The sequence below is a fragment of the Erythrobacter sp. F6033 genome (assembly GCF_023016005.1).
In the GTDB taxonomy this organism is placed as follows: domain Bacteria; phylum Pseudomonadota; class Alphaproteobacteria; order Sphingomonadales; family Sphingomonadaceae; genus Erythrobacter.
On the sequence record NZ_JALKAZ010000001.1, the window covers coordinates 125,552 to 149,999 of the forward strand.

General features: G+C 55.5%; 28 protein-coding genes. 20 read left to right on the forward strand and 8 right to left on the reverse strand.

What is annotated here, in order from left to right; translation table 11 throughout:
• The first annotated feature begins 33 nt into the window (after positions 1 to 33).
• Both gltX and MWU39_RS00605 read left to right on the forward strand, forming a co-directional pair.
• Positions 34 to 1,359: a glutamate--tRNA ligase gene (gltX, locus tag MWU39_RS00600; RefSeq protein WP_247158043.1), complete on the forward strand. Its 1,326-nt coding sequence runs from the start codon at positions 34 to 36 to the stop codon at positions 1,357 to 1,359.
• On the forward strand, positions 1,356 to 1,736 hold the full coding sequence (locus MWU39_RS00605; protein WP_247158044.1) for a nuclear transport factor 2 family protein: 381 nt from the start codon (positions 1,356 to 1,358) through the stop codon (positions 1,734 to 1,736). Before gltX ends, MWU39_RS00605 begins: the two co-directional genes overlap by 4 nt.
• 14 nt (positions 1,737 to 1,750) lie before the next feature.
• Here MWU39_RS00605 and MWU39_RS00610 read toward each other — a convergent pair whose 3' ends face one another.
• Positions 1,751 to 2,251, reverse strand: coding sequence for an Lrp/AsnC family transcriptional regulator (locus tag MWU39_RS00610; protein ID WP_247158045.1), 501 nt, complete (start codon positions 2,249 to 2,251; stop codon positions 1,751 to 1,753).
• Positions 2,252 to 2,321: 70 nt separating this feature from the next.
• Between MWU39_RS00610 and MWU39_RS00615 the strand changes: the two genes are divergently transcribed.
• On the forward strand, positions 2,322 to 3,308 hold the full coding sequence (locus MWU39_RS00615) for a hypothetical protein (protein WP_247158046.1): 987 nt from the start codon (positions 2,322 to 2,324) through the stop codon (positions 3,306 to 3,308).
• Here MWU39_RS00615 and pyk read toward each other — a convergent pair.
• On the reverse strand, positions 3,305 to 4,786 hold the full coding sequence (gene pyk / locus MWU39_RS00620; RefSeq protein WP_247158047.1) for a pyruvate kinase: 1,482 nt from the start codon (positions 4,784 to 4,786) through the stop codon (positions 3,305 to 3,307). The two genes, MWU39_RS00615 and pyk, sit on opposite strands and share 4 nt — an antisense overlap.
• Positions 4,787 to 4,852: 66 nt before the next feature.
• On the opposite strand from pyk, the gene MWU39_RS00625 reads away from it, so the two are divergent.
• From MWU39_RS00625 to MWU39_RS00635, 3 genes are all read left to right on the forward strand, one after another.
• Positions 4,853 to 5,188, forward strand: a complete 336-nt coding sequence (locus MWU39_RS00625) for a DUF1244 domain-containing protein (protein ID WP_247158048.1) — start codon at positions 4,853 to 4,855, stop codon at positions 5,186 to 5,188.
• A 93-nt stretch (positions 5,189 to 5,281) separates the two neighbouring features.
• Positions 5,282 to 5,518, forward strand: coding sequence for a DUF2312 domain-containing protein (locus tag MWU39_RS00630; protein ID WP_142787856.1), 237 nt, complete (start codon positions 5,282 to 5,284; stop codon positions 5,516 to 5,518).
• A 69-nt stretch (positions 5,519 to 5,587) separates the two neighbouring features.
• Positions 5,588 to 5,935, forward strand: a complete 348-nt coding sequence (locus tag MWU39_RS00635) for a heavy metal-binding domain-containing protein (RefSeq protein WP_247158049.1) — start codon at positions 5,588 to 5,590, stop codon at positions 5,933 to 5,935.
• Here MWU39_RS00635 and MWU39_RS00640 read toward each other — a convergent pair.
• Positions 5,932 to 6,711 carry a CPBP family intramembrane glutamic endopeptidase gene (locus MWU39_RS00640; RefSeq protein ID WP_247158050.1) on the reverse strand — a complete coding sequence of 260 codons (780 nt, stop codon included), beginning with the start codon at positions 6,709 to 6,711 and terminating at the stop codon, positions 5,932 to 5,934. The genes MWU39_RS00635 and MWU39_RS00640 overlap by 4 nt on opposite strands.
• A 64-nt stretch (positions 6,712 to 6,775) precedes the next feature.
• On the opposite strand from MWU39_RS00640, the gene MWU39_RS00645 reads away from it, so the two are divergent.
• From MWU39_RS00645 to MWU39_RS00665, 5 genes are all read left to right on the forward strand, one after another.
• On the forward strand, positions 6,776 to 7,522 hold the full coding sequence (locus MWU39_RS00645) for a YebC/PmpR family DNA-binding transcriptional regulator (RefSeq protein WP_247158051.1): 747 nt from the start codon (positions 6,776 to 6,778) through the stop codon (positions 7,520 to 7,522).
• Between the two features lie 85 nt (positions 7,523 to 7,607).
• Positions 7,608 to 8,081: a crossover junction endodeoxyribonuclease RuvC gene (ruvC, locus tag MWU39_RS00650; protein WP_247158052.1), complete on the forward strand. Its 474-nt coding sequence runs from the start codon at positions 7,608 to 7,610 to the stop codon at positions 8,079 to 8,081.
• A gap of 23 nt (positions 8,082 to 8,104) precedes the next feature.
• Positions 8,105 to 8,452 (forward strand): ArsC family reductase, encoded by a 348-nt coding sequence (locus tag MWU39_RS00655; RefSeq protein WP_247158053.1) that lies wholly within the window; start codon positions 8,105 to 8,107, stop codon positions 8,450 to 8,452.
• A 38-nt stretch (positions 8,453 to 8,490) separates the two neighbouring features.
• Positions 8,491 to 9,468 carry a glycerophosphodiester phosphodiesterase family protein gene (locus tag MWU39_RS00660; protein WP_247160270.1) on the forward strand — a complete coding sequence of 326 codons (978 nt, stop codon included), beginning with the start codon at positions 8,491 to 8,493 and terminating at the stop codon, positions 9,466 to 9,468.
• The gene (locus tag MWU39_RS00665) at positions 9,465 to 9,896 is read left to right on the forward strand and encodes a thiol-disulfide oxidoreductase DCC family protein (protein ID WP_247158054.1); all 432 of its coding nucleotides are present in this window, start codon (positions 9,465 to 9,467) and stop codon (positions 9,894 to 9,896) included. Before MWU39_RS00660 ends, MWU39_RS00665 begins: the two co-directional genes overlap by 4 nt.
• On the opposite strand, the gene ubiG is transcribed toward MWU39_RS00665, so the two are convergent.
• Positions 9,893 to 10,633, reverse strand: coding sequence for a bifunctional 2-polyprenyl-6-hydroxyphenol methylase/3-demethylubiquinol 3-O-methyltransferase UbiG (gene ubiG, locus MWU39_RS00670; RefSeq protein ID WP_247158055.1), 741 nt, complete (start codon positions 10,631 to 10,633; stop codon positions 9,893 to 9,895). The genes MWU39_RS00665 and ubiG overlap by 4 nt on opposite strands.
• A gap of 77 nt (positions 10,634 to 10,710) precedes the next feature.
• On the opposite strand from ubiG, the gene MWU39_RS00675 reads away from it, so the two are divergent.
• From MWU39_RS00675 to MWU39_RS00710, 8 genes are all read left to right on the forward strand, one after another.
• On the forward strand, positions 10,711 to 11,982 hold the full coding sequence (locus tag MWU39_RS00675; protein WP_247160271.1) for an aspartate kinase: 1,272 nt from the start codon (positions 10,711 to 10,713) through the stop codon (positions 11,980 to 11,982).
• Between the two features lie 34 nt (positions 11,983 to 12,016).
• The gene (locus MWU39_RS00680) at positions 12,017 to 12,508 is read left to right on the forward strand and encodes a hypothetical protein (protein ID WP_247158056.1); all 492 of its coding nucleotides are present in this window, start codon (positions 12,017 to 12,019) and stop codon (positions 12,506 to 12,508) included.
• A gap of 118 nt (positions 12,509 to 12,626) precedes the next feature.
• Positions 12,627 to 13,301 (forward strand): helix-turn-helix domain-containing protein, encoded by a 675-nt coding sequence (locus MWU39_RS00685; protein WP_247158057.1) that lies wholly within the window; start codon positions 12,627 to 12,629, stop codon positions 13,299 to 13,301.
• Positions 13,302 to 13,540: 239 nt separating this feature from the next.
• Positions 13,541 to 14,530: a diguanylate cyclase gene (locus tag MWU39_RS00690; protein WP_247158058.1), complete on the forward strand. Its 990-nt coding sequence runs from the start codon at positions 13,541 to 13,543 to the stop codon at positions 14,528 to 14,530.
• Between the two features lie 11 nt (positions 14,531 to 14,541).
• Entirely contained in the window at positions 14,542 to 15,720 is a 1,179-nt protein-coding gene (purT, locus tag MWU39_RS00695; protein WP_247158059.1) for a formate-dependent phosphoribosylglycinamide formyltransferase, read from the forward strand.
• A gap of 20 nt (positions 15,721 to 15,740) precedes the next feature.
• Positions 15,741 to 16,751, forward strand: a complete 1,011-nt coding sequence (locus MWU39_RS00700; RefSeq protein WP_247158060.1) for a nitronate monooxygenase — start codon at positions 15,741 to 15,743, stop codon at positions 16,749 to 16,751.
• Position 16,752: 1 nt separating this feature from the next.
• On the forward strand, positions 16,753 to 17,619 hold the full coding sequence (gene purU / locus MWU39_RS00705) for a formyltetrahydrofolate deformylase (RefSeq protein WP_247158061.1): 867 nt from the start codon (positions 16,753 to 16,755) through the stop codon (positions 17,617 to 17,619).
• 10 nt (positions 17,620 to 17,629) lie between these two features.
• Positions 17,630 to 18,031: a VOC family protein gene (locus tag MWU39_RS00710; RefSeq protein ID WP_247158062.1), complete on the forward strand. Its 402-nt coding sequence runs from the start codon at positions 17,630 to 17,632 to the stop codon at positions 18,029 to 18,031.
• Between the two features lie 9 nt (positions 18,032 to 18,040).
• Here MWU39_RS00710 and MWU39_RS00715 read toward each other — a convergent pair whose 3' ends face one another.
• The gene (locus MWU39_RS00715) at positions 18,041 to 20,200 is read right to left on the reverse strand and encodes a PQQ-dependent dehydrogenase, methanol/ethanol family (RefSeq protein WP_247160272.1); all 2,160 of its coding nucleotides are present in this window, start codon (positions 20,198 to 20,200) and stop codon (positions 18,041 to 18,043) included.
• Between the two features lie 115 nt (positions 20,201 to 20,315).
• Between MWU39_RS00715 and MWU39_RS00720 the strand changes: the two genes are divergently transcribed.
• Entirely contained in the window at positions 20,316 to 21,200 is an 885-nt protein-coding gene (locus tag MWU39_RS00720; protein ID WP_247158063.1) for a dienelactone hydrolase family protein, read from the forward strand.
• An 18-nt stretch (positions 21,201 to 21,218) separates the two neighbouring features.
• Here the strand turns inward: MWU39_RS00720 and MWU39_RS00725 are convergent, their stop codons facing one another.
• The 3 genes from MWU39_RS00725 to MWU39_RS00735 all read right to left on the reverse strand — a co-directional run bounded on the left by MWU39_RS00725 (position 21,219) and on the right by MWU39_RS00735 (position 24,397).
• Positions 21,219 to 22,208: a complex I NDUFA9 subunit family protein gene (locus tag MWU39_RS00725; protein WP_247158064.1), complete on the reverse strand. Its 990-nt coding sequence runs from the start codon at positions 22,206 to 22,208 to the stop codon at positions 21,219 to 21,221.
• Between the two features lie 123 nt (positions 22,209 to 22,331).
• Positions 22,332 to 23,051, reverse strand: a complete 720-nt coding sequence (locus MWU39_RS00730; RefSeq protein ID WP_247158065.1) for a hypothetical protein — start codon at positions 23,049 to 23,051, stop codon at positions 22,332 to 22,334.
• A complete protein-coding gene (locus tag MWU39_RS00735; protein ID WP_247158066.1) occupies positions 23,048 to 24,397 on the reverse strand; it encodes an O-antigen ligase family protein in 1,350 nt (449 codons plus the stop codon). The genes MWU39_RS00730 and MWU39_RS00735 overlap by 4 nt, the downstream gene beginning before the upstream one ends.
• Between the last annotated feature and the right edge of the window lie 51 nt (positions 24,398 to 24,448).

The window sequence follows — 24,448 nt, forward strand, 5'->3', positions numbered from 1 at the left end:
CCGCCCTGCGCTTGGCTGGCTACCGCACGCGTCATGACAATCACCCGCTTCGCTCCGTCACCTACGGGCCGTCTCCATGTCGGCAATATCCGTACCGCCCTTCACAACTGGATGCTCGCCCAAAAGGCTGGCGGCGAGTTTATTCTGCGCATCGATGATACTGATGCGGCGCGCAGCAAAGAAGAATACGTCGAGGCGATCCGCGCGGACTTGGCGTGGCTTGGAATTGCTGCAGACCGTGAAGAACGACAGTCCCAGCGACTTGACCACTACGAGGCAGCTTTTCAGACATTGCGCGATGCAGGCCGCATCTATCCAGCGTATGAGACACAGCAAGAGCTTGAGTTGAAGCGCAAGGTGTTGCTCGGCCGCGGCCTGCCGCCGATCTATGATCGTGGCGCGCTCGAATTAAGCGATGACGAACGTGCTGCGAAAGAGGCGGATGGAATTGAACCACATTGGCGCTTCAAGCTTGATCATGACGAGCCGATTGAATGGGAAGACGGCGTTCGGGGAATAGCCAAATTCGATCCAAAACTGCTTTCTGACCCTGTAATCCGCCGCGCCGACGGATCGTGGCTTTATATGCTGCCGAGCACGGTCGACGATGTCGATATGGGTGTGACGCAGGTGCTGCGCGGCGAAGACCACGTGTCGAACACGGCGGTCCAAATCCAGATGTTTACTGCGATGGGCGCCGCAGTTCCTGCCTTTGCACATGAGGCATTGCTGGTTGGCAAAGAGGGCAAGCTATCGAAACGGCTTGGCTCACTTGGCTGCGACACATTCCGCGAAAAGGGTATCGAGCCTGAGGCAATTCTCGCGCTGCTCTCGCGTTTGGGCACTTCCTTGCCCGTCGAACCTATCACGGAACGCTCCGTCTTGCTCGACACCTTCGATCTGTCGACTTTTGGCCGTGCCCCGGCGAGGTTTGACGATGCAGATTTGGACCGTATCAACACAGCCATTGTGCATGCGATGCCCTATGACGCCGTGAAGGACAGGTTGCCCGAAGGGATCGACGAAGCTGGCTGGCATGCGGTTCAACCCAATATCGCGACTGTCAACGAAGTTGGCGAATGGTGGCGGTTAGTAACCGGCCCGATCGAGCAACCCGAGTTTTCGGATGAGGACAAAGCCTATCTGGCTGAAGCGGCCCAAACTCTGGTTTGGAGCGATGATCCATGGAGCACTCTGACCGCATCTCTTAAAGATAGCACTGGTCGCAAGGGTAAGGCTCTGTTCCTGCCGCTACGCCAGGCGTTGACGGGTATGAACCATGGCCCTGACATGGGTGAATTGCTCCCACTGATCGGGGAGGCAAGAGCCAAAGAGCGGCTCGACAAGGCTGCTGCATGAGCCACAGCGAACTTGCCCGACAGCTCTTTGATGCATTTCAAGCAGGCGATGCGAACGCTGCTAGAAAAGTCTGTTCAGCTGACATGATAGGCCGGCAGAATGGTGGCCAGAAAATGGATCTGGACACGATCCTGCATTTTGCGGTGGCCGTAAAGAATGCCGCACCGGATTTCCGGTATGAGGACATCGTCTGTTCTGAGACTGAAACCGGCTTCGTCGAGGAGCACCGCGTGCGAGCAAACTTCGGCACACATGGTGAACTTGATCTGCAAGTCTGCATTGTCGCCGACGTTCGCGAAGGCAAAATCGCGGCGATCCGCGAATACTTCGATCCCACTGGTGCAGCGGCTCTGAGCAAGGCGCTTGGTCGTAGCTAGAACTGATGACCGCGCTAGATCGTGATTGCGGTTTCAAACTTCATTCGCGAATAGACGACATGAGACGTGCATCTCTTCACCGCGGCATCACCGATTACATTTTCCCGAATCCAACTCTCAAAAGTTCGCATGTCTGGCATGTGGACGTGAAGTATCAAGTCGGCCTCACCAGTCACGGAATAACACTGCGTCACCTCTGGTGATCGCCGAGCGCGGCGTGCCAAGCGGTCATAGCCGTCAGAATGCTCTTCAATCATTGTGACAAGTACGATGATCTCGATACCATCAATAGCGGGTTCGACGATCGCCACCTCTTTCAGGATCACGCCGCTAGCTCTCAGTCTTTTCAGGCGCCGCCGATAGCTTGATACTGATACGCCTGCCGCTGCAGCGATTTCGTCTGGACTGCGCCGAAGGTTTGTCTGCACTTCGCGTAAGATCCGTCGATCTGTCGCATCCAAGGTTAAGTGAGCATTTCCAATCATTTCATAGATAATTTGACCGAAATCGATCATCAAGCAAGCGAAAAAGAGCGCATCTGATCGTGCTAACCGCCTATCTCTTTGGTCAACAAGGAGAGTGTATATGTTGGCATGGGTCTGGACAGTTTTCGCAGGAATGCTCGGGTTGGAGGCAGACAATCCGCAAGTTGTACCTTCGACGTATGCTGGACCTCAGTTGTTTGCGCCTACCGATTTGAAGCAAGCTGGCAGAATTACCTTTAGCCCAACGTTCAGCGCCGATGGCGAGGTGATCTATTTTCCGCAAGCTCGATGCAAACGGATTTGGCAGTGTCCGCAAGAGCTCATGCGTTCAAACCGAACGGACACTGGCTGGAGTGAGCCTGAATTTGTTGCCCAAACACGCGGTGACCGGGTCGAATGGCCGAGCTTTTCCCCGGACGGCAAGGAATTGTTATTCTCATGGGCGACCGACCGCCCGCGCCATAGAGGCGCAAACGTTGATGTCGACTTCGATCTCTATCGCCTGAACTTAGGCGATCCCAAGGCGATCCCGCAGCCAATCGATGATCCTGATATCAATCGCATTCGAGGAGGAAAGGTTCGTACGCTACGTTTCGTGCACAACGAAACCGGGCCAAGTCTGACCAAGGCGGGCGATTTGTACTTCTGGACCGAGCGTCTCGACGGTGTCGGTCGCCGTGACGTTTACCTAGCGAAGGCTGATGGGAACGGCGGGTTTATGAAAGCGCGCCCGTTATCAGCTCCGATCAACACCGAAGGGAATGACGCGCTCGGTTGGGTGCACCCTGAAGGGCGACTGATGCTTTTGAGTTATGGCGATCGCGGCGGCGAGGGCGGGGGAGACATCTTTGTCTCGACACTCGAAGCCGGCCAATGGAGCGAGCCCCGCAATCTTGGCACTCCTGTGAATTCTTCAGCAGAGGAATTTGCCGCACGTCTGACGCCGGACGGGCGGCATATTGTCTTCACCTCAAGCAGGTATGCTAGACCCGGGGATGATGGCGTTTTCCAAGTATGGCATACGCCAGTCAGCGAGGTGCCAGAGCTGGTTAAAGCACTGCAGCGCGTAGGGTACGACTGGCCCTAAGTCTCGTGCTCGTCCAACTCGTTGCCTGACAGAGTGACGATATGGAGCAAATTGGTGGAGCCGGGTGTTCCAAACGGCACGCCTGCAAGCACAATTTGCTTTGATCCAGCTTTGCCAAAACCGTGACGCAGCGCCATCCGTTTGCCCTTTGCAATCATCTCTTCAAAGCTGCCAATATCCTTCGTGGCGACTGCGTGTGTACCCCAAAGCAATGCTACGCGGCGTGCAGTGCGCATCGACGGGGTCAATACGAGTACAGGAGTGTCAGGTCGCTCTCTGGCTACTCGTCGTGCGGTTGAACCGGAATCGGTAAATACTGTGATTGCGCTAATCGAGACGGTGTCTGCAATTGTCATACAGCTATGCGCTAGCGCGTCAGAAGTCGTCGAATCCGGCGGCGTTTCAAGGAAACGCACGCGTTTCAAATAATCCTCGTCGCCTTCGACCTGGCGCGCAATGCTGTGCATCATCGCAACGGATTCTTGCGGCCAATCACCCGCTGCACTCTCCGCCGAAAGCATGACCGCATCGGCCCCGTCATAGACCGCATTGGCCACGTCGGAGACTTCAGCTCGGGTCGGCATCGGGCTTTCGATCATCGATTCAAGCATCTGTGTCGCGACGATCACCGGCTTACCTGCACGGCGTGATGCGTTGACGATCTTCTTTTGGAGCGGGGGAACTTCATGTGGTTCCAGTTCAACCCCCAGATCACCGCGCGCAACCATGATGCCATCTGACATTTCGATGATTTCGCTTAGACGATTGACCGCCATCGGCTTTTCAATCTTGGCGCACAATGCAACCGATTTCCCGCCATGAGCGGTTACGAGCTTGCGCGCTTCCGCCATATCATCCGGACGCTGAACGAAGCTGAGTGCAATCCAGTCTGCGCCATGCTCGACCGCGAAGGCCAAGTCTTTGCGATCTTTTTCTGTCAATGCGGGAATAGGGACCTCGGCATCGGGCACATTGACGCCCTTACGATCCGAAATGACCCCACCTACTTCTGCCGTGCAGAAAATGCGGTTCTCATCGGCCTCTTTGACTTTCAAACGGATCTTTCCGTCATTGATCAGCAAACGCTGTCCGCGCTCCATGATACCAAAAAGCTCAGGGTGGGGCAGGCATACGCGGTTTTCATCGCCTGGTGTTGGATCACGATCGAGTGTGAAATGCGCCGAGTGTTTGATGACCGCTTTGCCATCCTTGAAAGTCCCGACACGCAATTTTGGACCTTGAAGATCAGCAAGAATAGCAATGGGGCGGAAAAATTCCTTTTCCAACGCCCGGATAGCGGTGATCGCTTTTTCATGATCGGCGTGATCGCCGTGGCTCATGTTTACGCGGAACGCATCGGCACCAGCCTTGAACAACCTTCGCAGCATTTCTGGAGATCGGCTCGCAGGGCCGATCGTAGCCAGAATTTTGACCTTGCGCCCGCGGGGGTCGATCCGTGTATGATCGCTTTTCGTCATTGATCCCGTGTCCCTCTTTGCTGTGATGCTATGACACGGAACTATTGCAACTCAAGGGATAGTCTTATGCAAAGTGATATTGCGGATACGAATGCATCCGATCCACTCGAAGAATTGGACGATGCTGTCGCCGCAGCGGCTTTCCGCCGGTTGGTCCGTCATCTTCGGCATCGCCACGATGCGCAGAACATTGAATTGATGGGGCTCGCAGGGTTTTGTCGGAACTGTCTCGCGGACTGGATTCGTGACGGGGGGTTCGATGGCGACAAATCTGCGGCGAGAGAACTGATTCACGGAATGCCTGCGGATAAATGGAAATCAACGAAGCAATCGCCAGCAACCCAAGCGCAGATTGAGGCGATGGAGGCCAGTTTGGCAAAGAATAAGGCTGGCCTCCTATAATCTTCGATCAATGTGGATTGCACCCTTTCGCAGTCCCGCTGCTGCGCGTATCCGGTGCCCAACTGATTCTCAATTCACCGGAGATTGAATACAATGGCTGAAGCCACCGATGATCGCCTGCGCCTGCTGATTGAGCGCATCGAACGCCTCGAAGAAGAGAAGAAAGGCATCGCTGATGATATTCGCGATGTTTATGCCGAAGCAAAAGCAGTCGGTTATGATGCCAAGATTATGCGCCAGATCGTGCGTCTGCGCAAAATGAAACCCGACGATCGTAGCGAACAAGAGATCATTCTTGAGACCTACAAGGCTGCACTTGGCATGGGCTAACGTCGATTCATATTGAAATTTTCTTTCTGTGTATTATGTTGATAATACAGTAATATAGGGAGAAAATTGATGGCCGGACCTTGGAAAGATTCACGTGGAGTAATTGTTAGCACCACACCGACGCTCGAAGGCATGCCGATTCAGGAATATCTCGGTGTTATCACGGGCGAGGTGATCGTTGGCGCGAACGTGTTCCGCGATTTATTCGCCAGTGTTCGCGACATCGTTGGCGGTCGATCGGGCAGTTACGAGCGCATTCTGGCGGATGCCCGCAATCAGGCAATCGAAGAATTGCAAGCCGAAGCGGCCAGTCGCGGTGGCAATGCGGTTGTCGGGATTGACCTAGATTACGAAGTGATCGGCGCTAACGGTTCGATGCTTATGGTTTCGGCAAGCGGGACTGCAGTGCGAGTTTAACCGCCGTTTTCCGCTGCCATAGCCAGAAACGCGACGCCAATCGCTATCCCGTTATGGATGGCGTGCAGCGCAATAGCGGTCCAAAAACCATAATGCACCCGCAGATAAGCGGCGATGGAACCCAGCACGAATTGCGGCAGGACGAGTGGCAATAGGACCAGAAATGATCCTTCGGTGTAGTTTGCAAAGTGGACCAGTGCGAACGCAACGCTGCTGATCCAGAAGGCGACGGGGAAAATCGTCTTGAACCATCCGGGGGACGTTCGCTTCCACAGCACGATCATCGCAATCGTTGAGGCTAGGACCCCGCCCACCACTGCGAGGCCGACACCAATTTCGGCGGCTTCACCCGTACGCGTGACTCCCATCACCCCTGCTACCGTCCCCGCTATAAGCATTATCGGAATCACGATGAGATAGCGCGGCCGACCGGATAGCCAACTGCGGAAGATTAGCTCTTCGATCAAAGGCGCGGCGATCACGACCAGTATTACCGTGCCTACGTTCATTTCGAGCGAACTGTTCAGGTTTTCGGGCAGCTCGATTCCGATGGCCACCAAGACCAACAACGTGGAAATGAAGAGCAGCAGAAAGATCAGATCGAGGCTGAGCATGCGCAGGGTGGCATGCAGGCCATTGCCAGATCGCGCGGTTTGATCGGGCAGATGGGGACGTTTTAGAAAGCTGAGAAAGGCGCGCCATTCCTCACGTGCGGAATCCGCACTGACAACCTGTGTGCCTGATGCTGAGGTTGGACTTGTGATTTCACCTGTCATGCGGTTAATGGGCCCCTGTTGATTCAACACCGCTATATTCCATAACGGCTTACAAAGAGTTCCCATGGCAGGCCATTCCAAATTTAAGAACATCATGCATCGTAAAGGTGCGCAGGATAAAAAGCGTTCGAACCTCTTTTCGAAGCTATCGCGCGAAATTACTGTCGCAGCGAAAATGGGCACGCCCGACCCGGACATGAATCCGCGCCTCCGGCTCGCGGTGAACACTGCCAAAGGGCAGTCCATGCCAAAGGACAACATCCAGCGCGCTATCGACAAGGCTAGCGCAGGTGATGACGAAAATTACGAAGAAGTTCGCTATGAAGGCTATGGCCCGGGCGGCAGTGCAATCATCGTTGAAACGCTGACGGACAACCGCAATCGCACGGCCACAGCTGTGCGCACCGCATTTAGCAAACATGGCGGCAATCTCGGCACCGAAGGATCGGTTCAGCACGGTTTTGAAAGGCTTGGCTTGATCGAATACTCGGCTGAGGCTGGTGATGAAGACACAGTCCTTGAGGCGGCGATGGAAGCCGGTGCAGAGGATATTGAAAGCTCCGAAGACGGCCACACAATCTGGACCGCAGCTGACGATCTTCATCAAGTCGCTGGCGATCTCGAAAAGTCGCTTGGCGAAGCGTCCAATGTGAAGCTCGCATGGAAGCCCAACATCACTGTTGAAATGGATGAGAAAGGCGCAGGCACTCTTCTCAAGCTTATCGACGTCCTTGATGACGATGACGATGTGCAGACGGTGTGGGGCAACTACGAGATCAGCGACGAAGTGATGGAAAAACTGGACGCGTGAGCTGGCGCGAGTGGCTGTTTGCGGCTGCTCTAGGCCTCGCGTTTCTGACCGCGGCCGTTTGGCGATTGGGGTTTAGGATCGGTTTATGATTATCCTAGGTCTTGATCCTTCGCTTTCCTGCACGGGTTGGGGCCTGATCCGCAGCGAAGGTTCCCGCATCACTCACATTGCGAATGGGCAGATTAAGACCGATGCCAAAGCGCCTATGGCGGATCGTTTGCACCATATTCACGACGCGGTATGCGCGGTGATAGGCGCGAATTCACCAGATAGAGCCGCTTGTGAAGAAGTTTTCGTCAACAAGAACCCGCAATCCACACTGAAACTCGCGCAGGCTCGTGGAGTTGTGCTTGCGGGTTGCGGAGCGGCTGGTTTGACTGTGAACGAGCATTCCGCTCGATTGGTAAAAAAGGCGGCGGTTGGAACTGGTGCGGCTGACAAAGCGCAAGTGCAGGCCATGCTCAAAGTCCTACTACCTGGAGCCGATATCGCAGGCGCTGATGCAGCTGATGCGTTGGCGGTTGCAATCGCAGATGCTCATCTTAGCAAACGGTTTTAAGACCAGATCAAAGGGTTCAAGACGTGATCCAACTTTACGGCATTCCCAATTGCGACACTGTCAAAAAAGCGCGGAAGTGGCTCGATGCGAACGGCATCGACTACGCATTCCATGACTACAAGAAAGAAGGCGCCGAGGCATCCAAACTCAAAGGATGGATCGATGAAAAGGGCGTCGAAGTCATTCTGAACAAGCGCGGCACGACTTACCGCAAATTATCCGATGCCGAAAAAGCGGATGCTGAAGACGGTAATAAAGCCGTAGCGCTTTTGGTTCAGCACACTTCAATGATCAAACGGCCAGTGGTCGAGCATCCGCAAGGCGTTCTTGTGGGTTTTAAGGAAGACGAATGGTCCGCAGTATTGTCCTAAGCGCATGCGCGTTTGCTCTCACACTTCCGGGAACTGTTATGGCCGCTGATGATCTGCTTGTTATTGCGCATCGCGGCGCAAGCGGCGAAAGGCCCGAACACACGCTCGCGGCATATGAGCTCGCGATCGAGCTTGGCGCGGATTACATCGAACCCGATTTGGTTGTGACCAAAGATCTCGTCCTGGTTTCAAGGCACGAGAATGAACTGTCGGGGACAACGGATGTCGCCAGCCGTGAGGAGTTTGAAGATCGCCGCCGCGACAAGACTATTGATGGACAGCGCGTCGCAGGCTGGTTCGCAGAGGATTTCACTCTCGAGGAATTACGCACGCTCCGCGCGAAGGAGCGTGTGCCGGGCTCGCGGCCCGATAACACGCGTTATGATGGCTTGTATCAGGTTCCGACGTTCGCTGAGATCGTTCAGCTCGTTCGTGCGAAAGAGGAGGAGACCGGGCGCCGGATTGGTCTCTATCCGGAATTAAAGCATCCTACCTTTTTGCTGGAAGATGCGGGCATCGACATTGTTGATCTTGTGCTCATCGAACTGCGCAACCTCGATCTTGATGCCGACGATCCGATCTATATCCAAAGCTTTGAGGTTGGCGTGCTTCAGCGTCTAAACAAACGCAGCGATTACAAGCTCGTGCAACTGCTTCATCCCGAAGGCGGGCCAGCTGACGAGCCGGATATGCGATATTCGGAAATGGTGAGCGCGACCGGCCTATCTGAAATTGCTTTGTATGCGGACGGCGTTGGTCCTTGGCTTGGCTACGTCCTTGATCCGGCGACTATGAATGAAACCACCTTCGTCTCGGACGCTCATGCTCTTGGCCTAAAGGTTCATCCTTGGACCCTGCGCAAAGAAAACGGTTTTCTTCCCGCTGCACTTCAAAACGAAGGCGGTCCTTCAGCCAATGGCAAGTTCGAAGAGATTTGGACGAAGGCCATTGCTAGCGGAGCCGATGGTTTTTTCACGGACAATGTTCGTGAATTTGTCGAGCTAAAGGGCGAATGAGCAAAGCCGAAGTCGATCAGGAGCACCCCATCCCGGACGTTCCGGTGATAGTGTTTGATGGCATGTGCGTTCTATGTTCGGCTAACGCACAATTTGTGCTCAAATTTGATCGCAACCGCGTTTTTCATCTCGCGGCGATGCAGGATAGCGTTGGCGCTGATTTGATGCGCCGCGCGGGGCTTGATCCGTCCGATCCCATGAGCCTGGTTGTGTTTGACGATGGCCGGATTTGGCGCGACAGCGATGCTGTCATTCGCATTTATGACCAGATGGGCTGGCCCTGGCGTATTGCTAGTGTCGGTCGTCTTATCCCGCGTGCGCTGCGCGATCCGCTTTATCATCTCATTGCGCGAAATCGGTACCGGATATTCGGCAAGCGCGAGACGTGCTGGGTGCCGACCCCTGAGCAGGCGAGCCGCATACTCTAATCCTTGCGCCGTGCGCTTAGAATGTAGTTCAGTGCTTCATTGTCCGACAGGTGGAGGCCTTTTCCGATGCCGTAGGCAATGCCGCGACGCTGAGTGACTTCTAGTCCGACATCTGTGAGCAGGTCTTCAAACTCTTCCGGCGTGATAAAATCACTCCAATGATGCGTGCCTTTGGGGACATAACCAACCGCTTCGGCTGCACCGACCAAAAGTACTCGGCTGGCAGCCGTTTTGTTGGGAGTCGACATGACAAGAAGAGCGCCGGGCGCGAGGCGGGCGGCAACATCAGCCAGAAACGCGCGCTTGTCTGCGACGTGCTCTATCACTTCAAGGCATGTGACCAGATCGAATTGGCCGATATCAAGGCCACCGACTTCGCCAGCCATGTACCGGATATCCAAACCGCTTGCCTCTGCATGCGTCGCGGCGACGGAGACGTTTTCTGCCGATGCATCGACACCGGTTACATCCGCGCCTAGCCGAGCAAGCGGTTCGCAAACCAGCCCGGCACCGCAACCGATATCGAGCGCTGTCTTTCCGGATAGCGCCTTGATTGAGCGCGAATCGCCGCCCCAGTGGTCATCAATAGCGGCGCGGATGAACTCCATCCTCACTGGGTTCACCTGATGCAAAGAGGCCATCTTGCCTTTGGGATTCCACCAGTCGCGAGCCAAACCAGAGAAGAATTCTGCCTCTTCCGGACGGATAGTAACATTTGATACGTTTGCGTTTCCCATTGAGGCTCCTTAACAGCGCGCGGACGCACTAACCAGCGGGAGCTTGGGCTTTGGCCAAGGGCAAACAACGTATTGTGATGAAGTTTGGTGGCACCTCGATGGCCGGGACGGAGCGAATCCGCCGGGTGGCCAACATCGTGCGCGCGCAAGCAGCCGAGAATGCAGACGGCATTTCAAGCGAAGTCGCGGTCGTCGTTAGCGCGATGGCTGGCGAAACTGATCGGCTCATCAACTTTTGTCGCGAAGCAAATGCGCTTTACGATCCGGCGGAATATGATGCCGTCGTCGCGAGTGGTGAGCAAGTCACCAGCGGTTTGTTGTCCCTGACGCTGCAATCTTTGGGCTGTAAAGCCCGCAGCTGGCTCGGCTGGCAAATACCGGTCAAGACCGTCGGAGCGCACGCGAAAGCGCGGATCGAAACAATCGACGCGCCAGAAATGGTTGCGAGTATGGAAGCCGGTGAAGTCGCAGTAGTGCCCGGTTTCCAAGGCGTATCTGATGAAGGGCGCATTGCAACGCTGGGGCGGGGTGGCTCTGACACATCTGCCGTTGCTGTTGCCGCTGCTGTTGGCGCGGATCGCTGCGACATCTACACCGATGTCGACGGAGTCTATACAACCGACCCCCGCATCGTCGCCAAGGCGCGAAAGCTAAAGGCGGTCACTTATGAAGAGATGCTCGAACTGGCGAGCGTCGGTGCAAAAGTGCTGCAAACCCGTTCGGTCGGCCTCGCGATGAAAGAAGGAGTGCGCTTGCAAGTGCTTTCCAGCTTTGTCGGTGATGACGCCGTGTCAGCGGATGAACTGCCCGGGACGATGATCGTGTCGGACGAAGAAATGGATGAATTGGTGGAGAAGGGCCTGATGGAACGCCAGCTTGTAACCGGGATCGCTCACGACAAGAACGAAGCGAAAATCATCCTGACCCGCGTGCCTGATAAGCCAGGTGCGGTGGCGCATATTTTTGAACCGCTCGCCGATGCCAGCATCAATGTTGATATGATCATTCAAAACGTCGGCCGCGACAAAGGCGAGACTGACGTCACGTTTACCGTGCCACAAGCGGACCTAGCACGCGCTCAGGCCTTGCTTGAAGACAAAGCGGACCTGATCGGATTTAACCGGATTATCACGGACAGCCATATCGCAAAGATTAGCGTTGTCGGTGTCGGTATGAAGAGTCATGCTGGTGTCGCCAGCACAATGTTCCGCGCGCTGTCAGATCGCGGTATCAACATTCAGGCTATTTCGACATCCGAAATCAAGGTCAGCGTGCTGATCGACGAGGACGAGACCGAATTGGCCGTGCGTGTCCTACACACCGCCTACGGGCTGGATGCCAACGACTAAATGCGTCATTGTCCTCCTAACGATGGGAGAGATTATGAAACGCTTTTGTACCGTATTGGCCGGCGCGACTATCGTGGCCGCGTGCCAGCCGCAAGCTGACACCGCAGAACCAGCGCCTGAACACGAAGCGGTCGACTTGCCCGATCCGGCTGAAGTTACGCTTGGCAATGGCGACGAAAATTCGATCGCCGTTGCAGGGATCACGCGTACAGGTTCGACCTTTACCGTGCCAGAAGTGGTTATCGAGCGCGCTGGTTGGTTGGTCATGCACCCCTTTCGCGATGGTGCACCTGTGCGGAATGAGTATGTTGGAGCAACACTGCTGCCAGCGGGCGCAAACACTGATGTAGTGATTGATGTTGGCGACGTGCCAGCTGCAGGCGATATGTTCATTATCATGTTGCACGGTGATATGAATGAGGATGGGATCTTCGATTTCGGCGATGGCGAAACGGTCCCTGATGCTCCGATCTTCGAAGGCAATTTGATGATCGCGCATCCAATTCCTGCGCCTGCGGAAGCTTGATCGGTTAATAGCGGGCAACTCGTCGCTTTATCAGCGACGTTTGGTCGCCATTAACCATAATCGGTAGCATCTGTTTAAGACTGCTAACCGGACTTTATGCGCTCTTTTCAGGAGTCGCATGAATATGGTTCTCAAAGCTCACCTTGATCCAGTCGCAGCCGTGTTTGACGAACGGCGCGATGCTCGTCGCGCAATGCAGTTGGAAACCAGCGGGGTTCTACCAAGCGGCGGCGAAGCCAATGTCACAGTTCACAACCTTTCCGCCGTTGGGCTCTTGCTTGAAACCGATCTGGCTTTGAATGTCGGCGAGGTGCTTTCCATCGAGTTGCCAGACATTGGTCCTGTCGATGCAGCAATCGTTTGGCAGAGTGAGCATCTGTTTGGGTGCGCCTTTACCGATGCGCTGTCTGAAGGCGCGCTGGCTGCTGTGCAGCTGCAGAGCTTGATGGATCACAACGAACCAGCTGGCCGCTCTCCGCTCATATCGCCGCCTTCGGAGCCCTTCGGCGTGCGGCTCAATCGATTGCGGCGGGAGCGCGGTCTGACGCTCGCCAATGTCGCAGACTCTCTTGAAGTGAGTAAGCCAACGGTCTGGGCTTGGGAAAAGGGCAAGGCGAGGCCGCTGCCCGAACGGATTGAAGCAATCGCTGCGGCCTTAGGCGTTTCAATAGACGAGCTTTCGGAAAGCCGTGATGGCGATAAAGGGCGCAGCGTAATTGAGGATGCCCGACTGCGTATCGCCACAGCTTATGGAGCAGACCCTAGCAGCATTCGCATCATGATCGAGGTTTAGAGCATTCTGTTTCAGGGTTTTACAATTAGAAAAAGTAGAAAAATCGGATTTTATGGTAAACAAAATTCATCGCTGATTCGTTTTTTAGTCAATAAGATTCAATAAACTAACAGACAATATTGAAATTGTGAGAAAATAGGGGGTTTCACAATTTGAATAAGTCAAGTGTTAGCTAATTTGTTATTTGACGATTGATGAAGATGCGCGAGTTTGGTCGCTAACGCCGGGGGCATTTCGGCATGAAATTTGGTTTGAGTGATGTGGAGGGCCGTGTGCTGCACGGTCTGGTTGAAGAGGTCTCGGGCGACATAGTCGTCAGACTGGATGCCAATGGCTTCATTGTATTTGCGTCAGAGAATGTGGCTCATCTGGGCCATGATCTTTCGGCAATGCTGGTGATGCCGCACGTATCCGATCTTGCAGAGGGAGAGGATGGGTCTGCGCTTTCAGTGTTTGTGCAGCAGGTTATGATTGGAGAGGCGCCGCGTGGATGGTTTGAATTCCCGGTTGCCGTGCGGGATACCGAATTTGATCTTGGCGCGGTCGACTATCGCCGCTGGTATGCGCTGAGCCTGCGCCGGATCGATAATGACCAGGGAGAAGCCCAAGGCGCTCTCGGATTAATTCGTTCGGTACAACACAAGCGGATTTTGGAAGGTGAACTGCACAGCCGTGCAGTCACTGACCCTCTAACGGGGTTATCCAATCGGCATGCGTTTTGTGAAAGCTTGCGCCGACGGCTTGCAGTGGGTGGAGCCGAAAATGTGGTTGTGTTTGCTGTGGATCGGATGCGGTCCATATTTATGCAATACGGTCAGCGTACGGCGGATGAAATAATGTGGGGCTTTGCCAAGTTCCTAGAGGCAATGACTCTGCCTGATTACGAGATTGCTCAACTTGATAATGAACGGCTGGCGGTAGTCGTCCCAGAAATGTGCACGGCATCTACCCGTCTTTGGGCGAACGATGTCCTCAAGACATTTGGAGAACTTGCTCTACCGGCTTCCTCTCGCGCTCCTAAGCTCTCTGCCAGTGCCGGGCTCGCCCGACTTGAATGTACGGTCGATTGGACTTTGCGTCAGGCAGAATTGGCGTTGGTCATGGCGCGGGCCGGAGGTGGTATGCAAGTTGGCGAATGTGGCTACCGGGGGAACAGCGGTTATCATGGAGCCAGCAACGATAGGGCAAGTAGCGTAAGCCCTGTTGGAGTTGCCGCTGCGTCACGCTAAGCAACCGCGCCATGGCGCATATTGCAACGATTCTTCTGCTTGGCTCCGGTGAACTGGGCCGCGAATTTGTGATTTCCGCGAAACGGCTCGGCGCGCGAGTGATCGCTTGCGATGCATATGACGATGCTCCGGCGATGCAGATGGCGGACAAGCGCGAAGTGTTTTCGATGCTCGATGGGGATGCTCTCCGCGCTGCTGTGCTTAAGCACCAACCGGATTACATTGTCCCTGAGGTCGAGGCCATTCGCACCGAAGTTCTGGCCGAACTGGAAGCGGATGGGTTCAACATTGTCCCTTCGGCGCGGGCCACACAGCTCACTATGAATCGCGACGCGATCCGCGATCTCGCTGCGAAAGAGCTTGGCTTGGTTACTTCGCGGTATCGCTATGCGGAAAGCCTTGATGAAGTGCGTGATGGCGCAAAGCACACGGGCTTTCCATGCGTGATCAAGCCGGTCATGTCGTCTTCCGGCAAAGGCCAAAGCAAAGTGGAAGACGCAGGCGGCCTTGAGGCTGCTTGGAATTACGCGGTCGATAATATGCGCGGTGACAGGGCGCGTGTGATCGTGGAAGAATTCATCGCCTTCAACTACGAAATCACGTTGCTGACGGTCCGGCATAAGAATGGGATCAATTTTTGCCCGCCGATTGGCCACCGACAAGAACGCGGCGACTATCGAGAAAGCTGGCAACCTGCTGCGATGAGCGCCGGGGCACTCAGCAAAGCAAAGGATATGGCCACAACAGTTGTGGAGGCGTTGCAAGGCGGCGGCCGCGGCTGGGGGCTTTACGGTGTTGAATTTTTTGTTCGAGGCGACGATGTAATCTTTTCAGAGCTCTCACCGCGCCCGCATGATACCGGCATGGTGACGCTAACCTCCCAAGACCTCTCAGAATTTGATCTTCATGCCCGCGCCATTCTGGGGCTTCCTTTGTTTGGCGATGAGCAAGCGATCCCGGCTGCTTCCGCAGTCATTTTGGCTGACCGGGACGGCGATGATTTTGGTTTTGAAGGCGTTTCAGATGCGCTTGGACTTGGCCCCAATGTCGATGTCCGCATTTTCGGAAAACCGGTCACGCGGCCCTATCGGCGAATGGGTGTGACGCTCGCTATTGGGGAAGACACAGACGATGCGCGCGATTTGGCGGCAGAGGCGGCGAGCAAAGTGCGCATTGCCTATCGCGACTGAGCAGACTAATCGCAGTCGTCATGACTAGCTTCCCAAAGAGCGCGGCCATGATGCAGCGCGGTATCGATTTTCTTGGCTGCGAAACTGCAATCCTTTGTGGTGCGATGAGTTGGGTTTCCGAGCGCAATCTTGTTTCGGCAATCTCCAATGCCGGTGGATTTGGTGTGATCGCTTGCGGAGCGATGACGCCTGAGTTGCTCGATGGTGAGATCGCCGCGACCAAGGCCATGACTGATAAGCCGTTCGGTGTGAATCTGATCACGATGCATCCGCAGATTTTCGATCTTATCGAGGTTTGCAAGAAGCACGGTATTGCTCATGTTGTGCTGGCTGGCGGGATCCCGCCAAAGGGTAGCGTTGAGGCGATCAAGGAATTCGGCGCAAAGGTAATTGTCTTTGCTCCCACACTGGCTTTGGCCAAAAAGCTTTTGCGATCCGGCGGCGACGCGCTGGTTATCGAAGGTATGGAGGCGGGCGGCCATATCGGGCCTGTATCGACCAGCGTTCTGGCGCAAGAATTTCTTCCCGAGCTTGCCAAAGATCATATCGTCTTCGTTGCCGGTGGGATTGGCCGGGGCGAGGCGATTGCAAGCTATCTCGAAATGGGCGCTTGCGGCGTTCAGCTTGGCACTCGGTTCGCCTGTGCCTCCGAAAGCATTGCTCATGAGAATTTCAAAAAGGCGTTCTTCCGCGCCAAAGCACGCGACGCCGAAGCAAGCGTTCAAGTCGATCCTCGTCTGCCCGTGATCCCGGTGCGTGCACTGAAGAACAAAGGCACTGAAGAGTTTACCGCAAAACAGATCGAGGTCGCAGGACTGCTTGACCGCGAAGAGGTCGATATGGGCGAAGCCCAGCTGCAGATCGAGCACTACTGGGCCGGTGCATTGCGCCGCGCAGTGATCGACGGCGATGTGGAAAATGGCTCTCTTATGGCTGGCCAGAGCGTCGGCATGGTCAAGACCGAAGAGCCGGTCGCTGACATTATCGCCGAACTCATGCAGCAATGCGAAGCAGCTCTAACTGGCCGTTAGCATGGCCAGCACTTTGATCCTTACCCTCAGCTGCGAAGATCGACCTGGAATTACCGCTCGGGTCACGGGATTCTTGTTTGAGCGCGGCTGCAATATACTGGACGCGCAGCAGTTCAACGATCGGTCAGATGCCGGTTCGATTGACCGTTTCTTCATGCGCGTAGCATTCGATCCGACTGGTACGAGTGCGGATAGTCTTCGCGCTGCTTTCACGAAATTTGCAGCCGAATACGCAATGGTTTGGAAGATCGCGGCACAGGATCGTCCTCGAAGAACGATTATCATGGTGAGCAAATTCGATCATTGTCTGGTCGATCTTTTGTATCGCTGGCGGACTGGCGAGCTGAGTATCGATCCTGTCGCGATCATTTCCAACCATCCGCTAGACGCGATCACCGATATCGATCTAAGCGGCATTCCTTTTCATCATCTCCCGGTCACCAGAGAGACTAAGGCAGATCAGGAAGCGCAAGTGCGCCGGATTGCGGAAGACACCAATGCCGAGCTCGTTGTGCTTGCGCGCTACATGCAGATTTTCTCGGATGAACAATCGACGCACTTTTCCGGTCGATGCATCAATATTCATCACAGCTTTTTGCCTGGTTTCAAGGGGGCGAAGCCATACCACCAAGCACACGAGCGCGGCGTCAAGATCATCGGCGCGACTGCCCATTTCGTGACGTGCGATCTTGATGAGGGGCCTATCATCCATCAGGACGTTGAGCGGATTACTCATGCTGACAGTGCCGGAGATCTGGTGCGCAAAGGACGCGATATCGAACGCCGTGTCCTCGCCGAAGCGGTGCGGCTCTTTGTCGAAGAGCGTGTGCTCATGAACGGCAATCGAACTGTGATTTTCCGCGACTAGGGATAGAGCCATGATTGTCGAACGACTTGACCATGTGAACATCATCACTGACCGTCTGTCGGAGACGGCCACCTTTTACGCCGACTTGCTCGATTTAGAGGAACGAGACGGTCCGCCACATATGAAGCCGGATCAGGTGCGTTGGATGTATGATCAGAACGGGATTGCCATTCTGCATCTCAATTCAGTCGATTTCCCGCGCAAGTATGATCGGAATGTTGATTCCGGAGCAGAGACTGGCGCGATCCATCATGTCGCTCTGCGCTGCACCGGATTTGAGGAAGTGACATCGCGGCTGGATGCGCGCGGCGCCGACTACAAGATCAACGACATGCCATCGTCGGGTCTGAGGCAAATATTCACTTCAGACCCAAACAATGTCCTGCTCGAGCTCAATTTCTTTGGCGAGTAACCCTGCTGATTATCGCCGGGCTACCTTTTCGGGCTCTTCCATCACTTTGTCCTGATTGGCGCGGAAGATGACATATTCGCGGATCGCCTGAATCTCTTCCTTGCTGAGCGATTCAGCGAAAGAGACCATGCCGTTATCTTTCAGGATACCGCCATGGACGACCGCCTCCCATGCGCCTGCATTGCCAAGCGAACCCGCGCGTCGCAGATCAGGCAGCACGGTCGAGCCGACTGCCGCTGGCGCATGGCACACAGCGCAATAGCGGGCGTATTTCTCGGCCCCGAGAGCAATCGTTTCTGCGCTTGCACGGCTAGGCGGTGGATCAAGCGGCAGTTTGGCCAGCTCTACTTCGGCAGGCAGTTCACCGTCCGCTCCAAGCTTGAACACCAACAGACGGCTCACATTGCGCACAGGCGCTTTCGTGTTCAGCAATTCACCATCGACGGTAATCGCATAGGCGCCGCCCCAGCCGGCCAGAACAGCCACATATTGCTCGCCATCGACCGTATAGGTGATGGGTGGTGCAACAACGCCGGTTTGCGCGCCAAAGCTCCAGAGTTTTTCACCTGAGCCCGCGGCGTAGGCGTTAAACTCGCTGCCTGCGGTGCCTTGGAACACAAGGCCTCCTCCGGTTGCCAGCAAGCCGCCGTTCCATGGGCCGGGATGCTCGACAGTCCATTTTGCTTCTTGAGCGACCGGGTCCCAAGCGACCAGCATTCCTCGCAGCGTTCCTGCAACTTCGCGGCGTATGCCCATGTCAGGGGGAAGATCGCCCGCGCCCAGATTGAAGCCGACATTGAAGCCGCGTGCACGGTCTGGCTTCCAGTTTTCTTCCGGAGCATAAACCATGCCTGCTTCGAAAGCGGGAATGTAGACGAGGTTTTCGTCAGGATGATACGCCATCGGGTGCCAGTTGTGGCCGCCCAATGCGCCCGGTGTCACGATGGCGGGCTGACCAGTCTTATCGATCCGGGTTTCCGGATTTTCGATCGGCCGTCCATTCTCATCAATGCCAGTCGCCCAATTGACGGCCACATATGGCTCGCCGCTGATGAATTCTCCGGTTGCCCGGTCGATCACATAAAAGAACCCGTTCTTCGGTGCCTGCATCAATACCTGACGCTCTTCGCCGTCGACCTCCATGTCTGCGAGCACGATGTGTTGGGTCGCTGTGTAGTCCCACGTCTCGCCTGGAGTTGTCTGATAATGCCAGACATACTCGCCGGTATCGGGACGGATCGCCACTATGCTCGAGAGATAGAGGTTGTCCCCTTCACCGGTGCCGTCTTCACCCGGAGAGCGGTATGCACGGTTCCAAGGTGACCCGTTGCCAACGCCAATATACAGCAGATTGAGATCAGGGTCGTAAGCCATGGAATCCCAAACCGTGCCGCCGCCGCCAATCGCGTCATTTCCGGCCAGCACTTCGGTGTTCCATGTCTCGGCCGCGTCTTGAAGGTATTGCGGGCTTTCCCCGCCTTCATTGCCATCCGGCACAGTGTAGAAACGCCAGAGTTCGCTGCCATCATTGGCGTCATAGGCCGCGATATAGCCGCGCACGCCAAACTCAGCGCCGCCATTGCCGATGATGACTTTGCCATCGATAACGCGCGGCGCTCCTGTCACTGTGTAGCTTTGGGTCTGGTCGACGGTGACGGTTTCCCATTTTACCGCTCCTGTATCACGATCAAGCGCAACCAAGCGTCCGTCCAGTGTCCCGAGGAACAGGCTGTCACCCCATGCGGCAAGACCGCGATTGACGGTGTCACAGCATGCCTTGACGGCAGTCTCTCCGGGCACCTCTGGGTCATAGTCCCATAGCGGCTCACCCGTGGCCGCGTTGAAGGCTTTCACCTTGCTCCACGCGGTCGTCACATACAGCTTACCATCCATGACGAGCGGAGTGGCTTCCTGACCACGCGCCGTATCCATATCGGAGAACCAGGCCAGACCAAGATCGCCAACATTTTCGGCGTTGATCTGATCGAGCGGGGAAAATCTTTGTTCGGAATAATTGCGGCCATGCGTGATCCAGTTTGCATGATCACTATCCGCACCAACCAACATTGCAGCTGTGATACCGCCTTCGGTCTCTGCCTCGAAAATTTCGTTGCAAGCGGCCACAGACAGCGCGCCAAGCGCGAGTACAGGCAGCGCCCATTTCCTCATCGACATGTGATTGTTCTCCCTCTCGGCACGCATGGTGCCGCTTCAGTCACCACTTGTCCATCGGTAAGCGCGCAGCCTATGCTGACATCCAAAGCAAACTGCAGGAGCGACGAGCATGTGTGATGAGGCGAAACTCAAAAATTGGGCAAAAGACACTCTCAGCCGGAGACAATTCGGAGCGCTTGCCGGAGCCGCCGCCGTCGTGGCTTGCACGCCAGCAACCGGCGGAGAAGGCGAAGAGCTTCCTAGCCAACTTTCTATGTTCAGCGACGCAGTCTCTTTCCCGACCGAAGACGGCACGATGGATGGGTTTCTGATCTATCCCGAAGAGGGCGAAGAATATCCGGCGGCGATCCTTTGGCCTGATATCGCAGGCGTCAGACAATCCAAGGTTGAAATGGCAATGCGCCTCGCAAGCGAAGGCTATGCGGTGCTGGTGGTGAACCCGTATTACCGTGATGTTGCAGGTGAGCAATTTGCCGACTTCGCAAGCTTCATCGCAGCAGAAGGTTTTTCCAAAGTGCGTCCGTGGCGTGAAAAGCTGGATGCAGAAGCCATTCAGCGTGATGCCAAGAGCATAGTTGCATGGCTCGATGCTCAGGAGCAGGTCGACACATCACGAGGCATCGGTACACAAGGCTATTGCATGGGCGGGCCATTCACTGTGTGGAGCGCAGCCGCGGTGCCAAGCCGTATCAAAGCGGCAGCGAGCTTCCATGGCGGAGGATTAGTGCGCCAAGACTATCCGTTTAGCCCGCATAGAGTGCTGAGCAATGCGGAGGCGGCTTTCCTTATTGCGGTCGCACAAGATGACGATGCTGAAGCGCCAACTGAGAAAACAGAATTCGCGAGTGCTGCCGAAGCGGCTGGCCGAACTGCCAAAGTCGAAGTCTATGCTGGGGATCACGGCTGGACTGTGCCAGACAGCCCGGCATATGCAGAACCGGCCGCTGAGAAGGCTTACGCCGACCTGCTGACGCTCTATTCGGAAAATCTCTGAGGCGTTGACCGCGCCGACTTAACCAGCCGCGCGGTTTTTCGCGCGCTCGTTGCTTCGTCCGAAACGGCCAAATTTGCGGTAGCGGGTCATCCACTTGTCGAGGAACAGGCCGAGCGGACGCGGCTCAATGCCAAGGTCCGCGAAAGTCCGGTGCTCGCCGGAAACTGTGCTGCCCGGTTTTAGCAATGCCCATTGGTCCTTGCTCATTGGCGTGCCCGGCAGACTGGCGAACAGCGAGGACATTCCATCGGGCATGGCGATAAAGCGGCGGCTGCGCCCTTGTGCTTCGGCAATCCGCTCGTTGATTTGCATCATCGTAAGCGCTTCGGGGCCGCCCAGTTCATAGATGGCACCGCCATACTTTTCCGGGTCTTCCAAAGCGACCGCAATGGCTTCTGCAACATCATCTGCAAAAACCAGCTGTAGTTTCGCATCGGGGCCGAACACCGGAAGAACCGGCATCATCTCGATCATTTGGCCAAACATGTTGAGGAAGTTATCGTCTTTGCCGAAGACAATTGAGGGACGCATGATTGTCGCATTGGAGAAGGCAGCAAAGACGTTGGTCTCGCCTTTGGCTTTGCCGCGTGCATAGGCCGCGCTCGAGTTCTCATCTGGACCAATCGAACTGACATGGACGAAGCCTTTTACGCCATTCTCAGCAGCGATCTTGGCCATGTCTCCGGGCGCTTCACCCATCAATTTTTCAAGATCACCGGTAAAATCACCGACGAGGTTGACCACATAGTCTGCACCGTGGAGCGCCGCTGCTACGCTTTCCTCGTTCGTGATATCGCACCGCGCGAATTGCAACTGGCCAAGATTGGCGAGCGGTTGCAGCGAATGCGCCTTTTCCGGATTGCGGCTGGCAATCCGCAAGCGCGCGCCGCGCTCTAGCAGGCTTTGCGCGACGTAGTTTCCGATATAGCCGCTGCCACCAAAGACAGTGACGAGCTTTTCAGCGAGAGGCGAAGTGTTGGTCATGATCGTATGATCCCGTGCGTTCATGCAATTCGTATCGAAGTGCCAATGCTTCAATGTGGCTCGGCTAGCAAGCGTTCCCGCGCTCAAATCGCAAAATGTCGATTTGATTGTCTGAGTAACAGCGACGCTGCTGCTGCGCTTGTCTCTCTAACAGGCTTCATCAGTAAAGGTGACCCATTGCGCTGCGGCGTCTTGATTTCGCGATGCTAGCACCGGAGTTACATCATTGAGAGTCCTACAAGAGAATTCGGCTCCGCGTGCTTCTGCATCGCGGGTGATCGCAACAAATGCCGCTGCCGGCAAAACTCTAGCCCCCCGTCTCAGGAAAGTATCGGGCCAGCGGTCGCTGCCACTCAATATCTCTATAAGAGTTTGCGCCGCAGGATCCGCCACGCTCTCAAACAAAGTGCTGCCAATCTCTATCAGCAGCTCATCCTTTGTCCCGCTTTGCAGGAACAGCGCTGTGTATCGTTTCGCGGCCTCCGCTTCGTCACCGGCGGCAATCGCGAGGCGAAGCATTGCCTCTTGAGCAACCGGATCCCGCCAGCCACGCTTGGCTGCAATCTGAATTGTCAGGAAACCTTGCTCGTTCTGACCTGCTGCGAATTGCGCCTGAGCCAACAATCGTAACGATTCTGCTGGTATCGGTCGGCTTCGCACAAGGAATCCAGCTTCTTCAACCGCACGTTGAGGATCGCTGGATTGCAGCGCGCTCGCCGCTAGTTGTGACTGAGCAAAACCGCGTGCGGGAGCAGGGACCGTTCCTGCCAATTGCGGCGCAAGCGCAGATTGCCTGTCCAGCTGCAGGGCAAATGTCGCGATGCCGATTGCCAGCAGGCAGACGTACCAGATCAACCTGCCAATCATGGTTTGCCCTCTGCGGATCTGCTCCCGATTCTCGCAAGCAAAAGGAAGGCAAAGCTTGCGACAGCCAGCATGGATTGATTGCGGAGAGGATAGTCGGTGATAGACTGCAAAGCGACAGCGATTAGGATTGCGCCTCCGGCCCAAGCAGCCCAACGCGTTTTTGAAAATTGAGCCTGCCATGCGAACCAAAGCACGGCGAGCAGCCAGAAGGCGATTAGGGCAATGCCTGCAATTCCTGCTTCAATAGCTACTTCGAGAAAATCGTTATGCGCACGTCCGGCGCGCCTTTCTGTCGCATTCTCTAACGATTCATCGACCTGAATAACTTCGTCAAAAGCACCCATGCCCGCGCCAACTGGCCAATACCTCGATGCGGCATAGCCTGAATCCTCCCAGATATGTGTCCGCGCATCGCTGGTCGCATCGAAACGCTCGATGGTGTCACCAACTCTGCCCGGCGCAACCACGACAATTGCGGCCATGACCCCTAGGCCGAGTGCTAGTGGTCCAAAGACAACGAGACTGGTTTGGATTGATGGACTTGCTCGGTTTTGCTTGTTTCTATGATGCCACCAAAGAGCGCGGAACGTTGTAAGTAGGGCCGGAATTGCAACGAGCACCAGCGCGGTGCGAGAACGCGTCAGAAGGATGGCGACAAACAACAACGCGCATATCGCCAAGCGAATTGGCAATGCGGCAGAATGCGGCTTCGGCGTTGGCAGGATCGCTGCGAAGGAAAGCGCTGCGACCAGAAAAAGGCCGGTCGAATTCCGGTTTGCGAAAGTGCCGTAAAGGATACCGTCTGGCCCGGGCTCTGGAAATATTTCGAAGCTAAGTCCGCCTTGCAGTGCTTGCGGTATTCCAATCACAACATTGATCATACCGAGCGCGACTATCAGCCAACCCAGTTTCAATAGCTGAGCGCGCGTCAAAGCCCAGCCGACCATGATTACCGTGAGAGGTACGATCATGCCTGTGAGGGCCACCGCCGTGCGGACGGGGTCGACGCTCATTGGAGCCCAACCGCTTTTCCCGGTCAGCGCGAACGATTGCTGTACGAGGTCGCGCCCTGGCAGACTCTTCCAAAGACTTTCAGGCAGCGGTACGAGCTGAACGGTCGGAAGCAAGACCGAAATCGTAATTAGAATTCTTAGCGACAACGGTGCGGTTTTCCAGAAATCGGTGACCGCTGCCGTGTTCAATGCCAGTATAATGAGGGCGCCAATCTGGACCACCAGATTGGCGAGCCCATACCTTACACCGCCGCCGCCGAATGCCACCGCAAGGCAGATTAGAACGCCAACAGCAATTAGAGGTGATCGGTCTTTGCGGTTGTCCCGGGCCATATCAGGATAGCCGTCGGCAAAACGTAAGAGAATTCGCCGAAAGCAACGCGA

Coding starts and splice junctions, on each gene's coding strand:
- MWU39_RS00720 (WP_247158063.1), top strand. CDS start 20,316: ATGTGTGATGAGGCGAAACTCAAAAATTGGGCAAAAGACACTCTCAGC.
- MWU39_RS00645 (WP_247158051.1), top strand. CDS start 6,776: ATGGCAGGCCATTCCAAATTTAAGAACATCATGCATCGTAAAGGTGCG.
- MWU39_RS00635 (WP_247158049.1), top strand. CDS start 5,588: ATGGCCGGACCTTGGAAAGATTCACGTGGAGTAATTGTTAGCACCACA.
- MWU39_RS00735 (WP_247158066.1), bottom strand. CDS start 24,397: ATGGCCCGGGACAACCGCAAAGACCGATCACCTCTAATTGCTGTTGGC.
- purU (WP_247158061.1), top strand. CDS start 16,753: ATGGCCAGCACTTTGATCCTTACCCTCAGCTGCGAAGATCGACCTGGA.
- MWU39_RS00630 (WP_142787856.1), top strand. CDS start 5,282: ATGGCTGAAGCCACCGATGATCGCCTGCGCCTGCTGATTGAGCGCATC.
- MWU39_RS00615 (WP_247158046.1), top strand. CDS start 2,322: ATGTTGGCATGGGTCTGGACAGTTTTCGCAGGAATGCTCGGGTTGGAG.
- MWU39_RS00640 (WP_247158050.1), bottom strand. CDS start 6,711: ATGACAGGTGAAATCACAAGTCCAACCTCAGCATCAGGCACACAGGTT.
- MWU39_RS00730 (WP_247158065.1), bottom strand. CDS start 23,051: ATGATTGGCAGGTTGATCTGGTACGTCTGCCTGCTGGCAATCGGCATC.
- ubiG (WP_247158055.1), bottom strand. CDS start 10,633: ATGGGAAACGCAAACGTATCAAATGTTACTATCCGTCCGGAAGAGGCA.
- MWU39_RS00725 (WP_247158064.1), bottom strand. CDS start 22,208: ATGAACGCACGGGATCATACGATCATGACCAACACTTCGCCTCTCGCT.
- MWU39_RS00665 (WP_247158054.1), top strand. CDS start 9,465: ATGAGCAAAGCCGAAGTCGATCAGGAGCACCCCATCCCGGACGTTCCG.
- MWU39_RS00685 (WP_247158057.1), top strand. CDS start 12,627: ATGAATATGGTTCTCAAAGCTCACCTTGATCCAGTCGCAGCCGTGTTT.
- ruvC (WP_247158052.1), top strand. CDS start 7,608: ATGATTATCCTAGGTCTTGATCCTTCGCTTTCCTGCACGGGTTGGGGC.
- MWU39_RS00710 (WP_247158062.1), top strand. CDS start 17,630: ATGATTGTCGAACGACTTGACCATGTGAACATCATCACTGACCGTCTG.
- purT (WP_247158059.1), top strand. CDS start 14,542: ATGGCGCATATTGCAACGATTCTTCTGCTTGGCTCCGGTGAACTGGGC.
- MWU39_RS00660 (WP_247160270.1), top strand. CDS start 8,491: ATGGCCGCTGATGATCTGCTTGTTATTGCGCATCGCGGCGCAAGCGGC.
- MWU39_RS00715 (WP_247160272.1), bottom strand. CDS start 20,200: ATGAGGAAATGGGCGCTGCCTGTACTCGCGCTTGGCGCGCTGTCTGTG.
- MWU39_RS00625 (WP_247158048.1), top strand. CDS start 4,853: ATGCAAAGTGATATTGCGGATACGAATGCATCCGATCCACTCGAAGAA.
- MWU39_RS00675 (WP_247160271.1), top strand. CDS start 10,711: ATGAAGTTTGGTGGCACCTCGATGGCCGGGACGGAGCGAATCCGCCGG.
- MWU39_RS00610 (WP_247158045.1), bottom strand. CDS start 2,251: ATGATCGATTTCGGTCAAATTATCTATGAAATGATTGGAAATGCTCAC.
- MWU39_RS00700 (WP_247158060.1), top strand. CDS start 15,741: ATGACTAGCTTCCCAAAGAGCGCGGCCATGATGCAGCGCGGTATCGAT.
- MWU39_RS00605 (WP_247158044.1), top strand. CDS start 1,356: ATGAGCCACAGCGAACTTGCCCGACAGCTCTTTGATGCATTTCAAGCA.
- gltX (WP_247158043.1), top strand. CDS start 34: ATGACAATCACCCGCTTCGCTCCGTCACCTACGGGCCGTCTCCATGTC.
- pyk (WP_247158047.1), bottom strand. CDS start 4,786: ATGACGAAAAGCGATCATACACGGATCGACCCCCGCGGGCGCAAGGTC.
- MWU39_RS00690 (WP_247158058.1), top strand. CDS start 13,541: ATGAAATTTGGTTTGAGTGATGTGGAGGGCCGTGTGCTGCACGGTCTG.
- MWU39_RS00680 (WP_247158056.1), top strand. CDS start 12,017: ATGAAACGCTTTTGTACCGTATTGGCCGGCGCGACTATCGTGGCCGCG.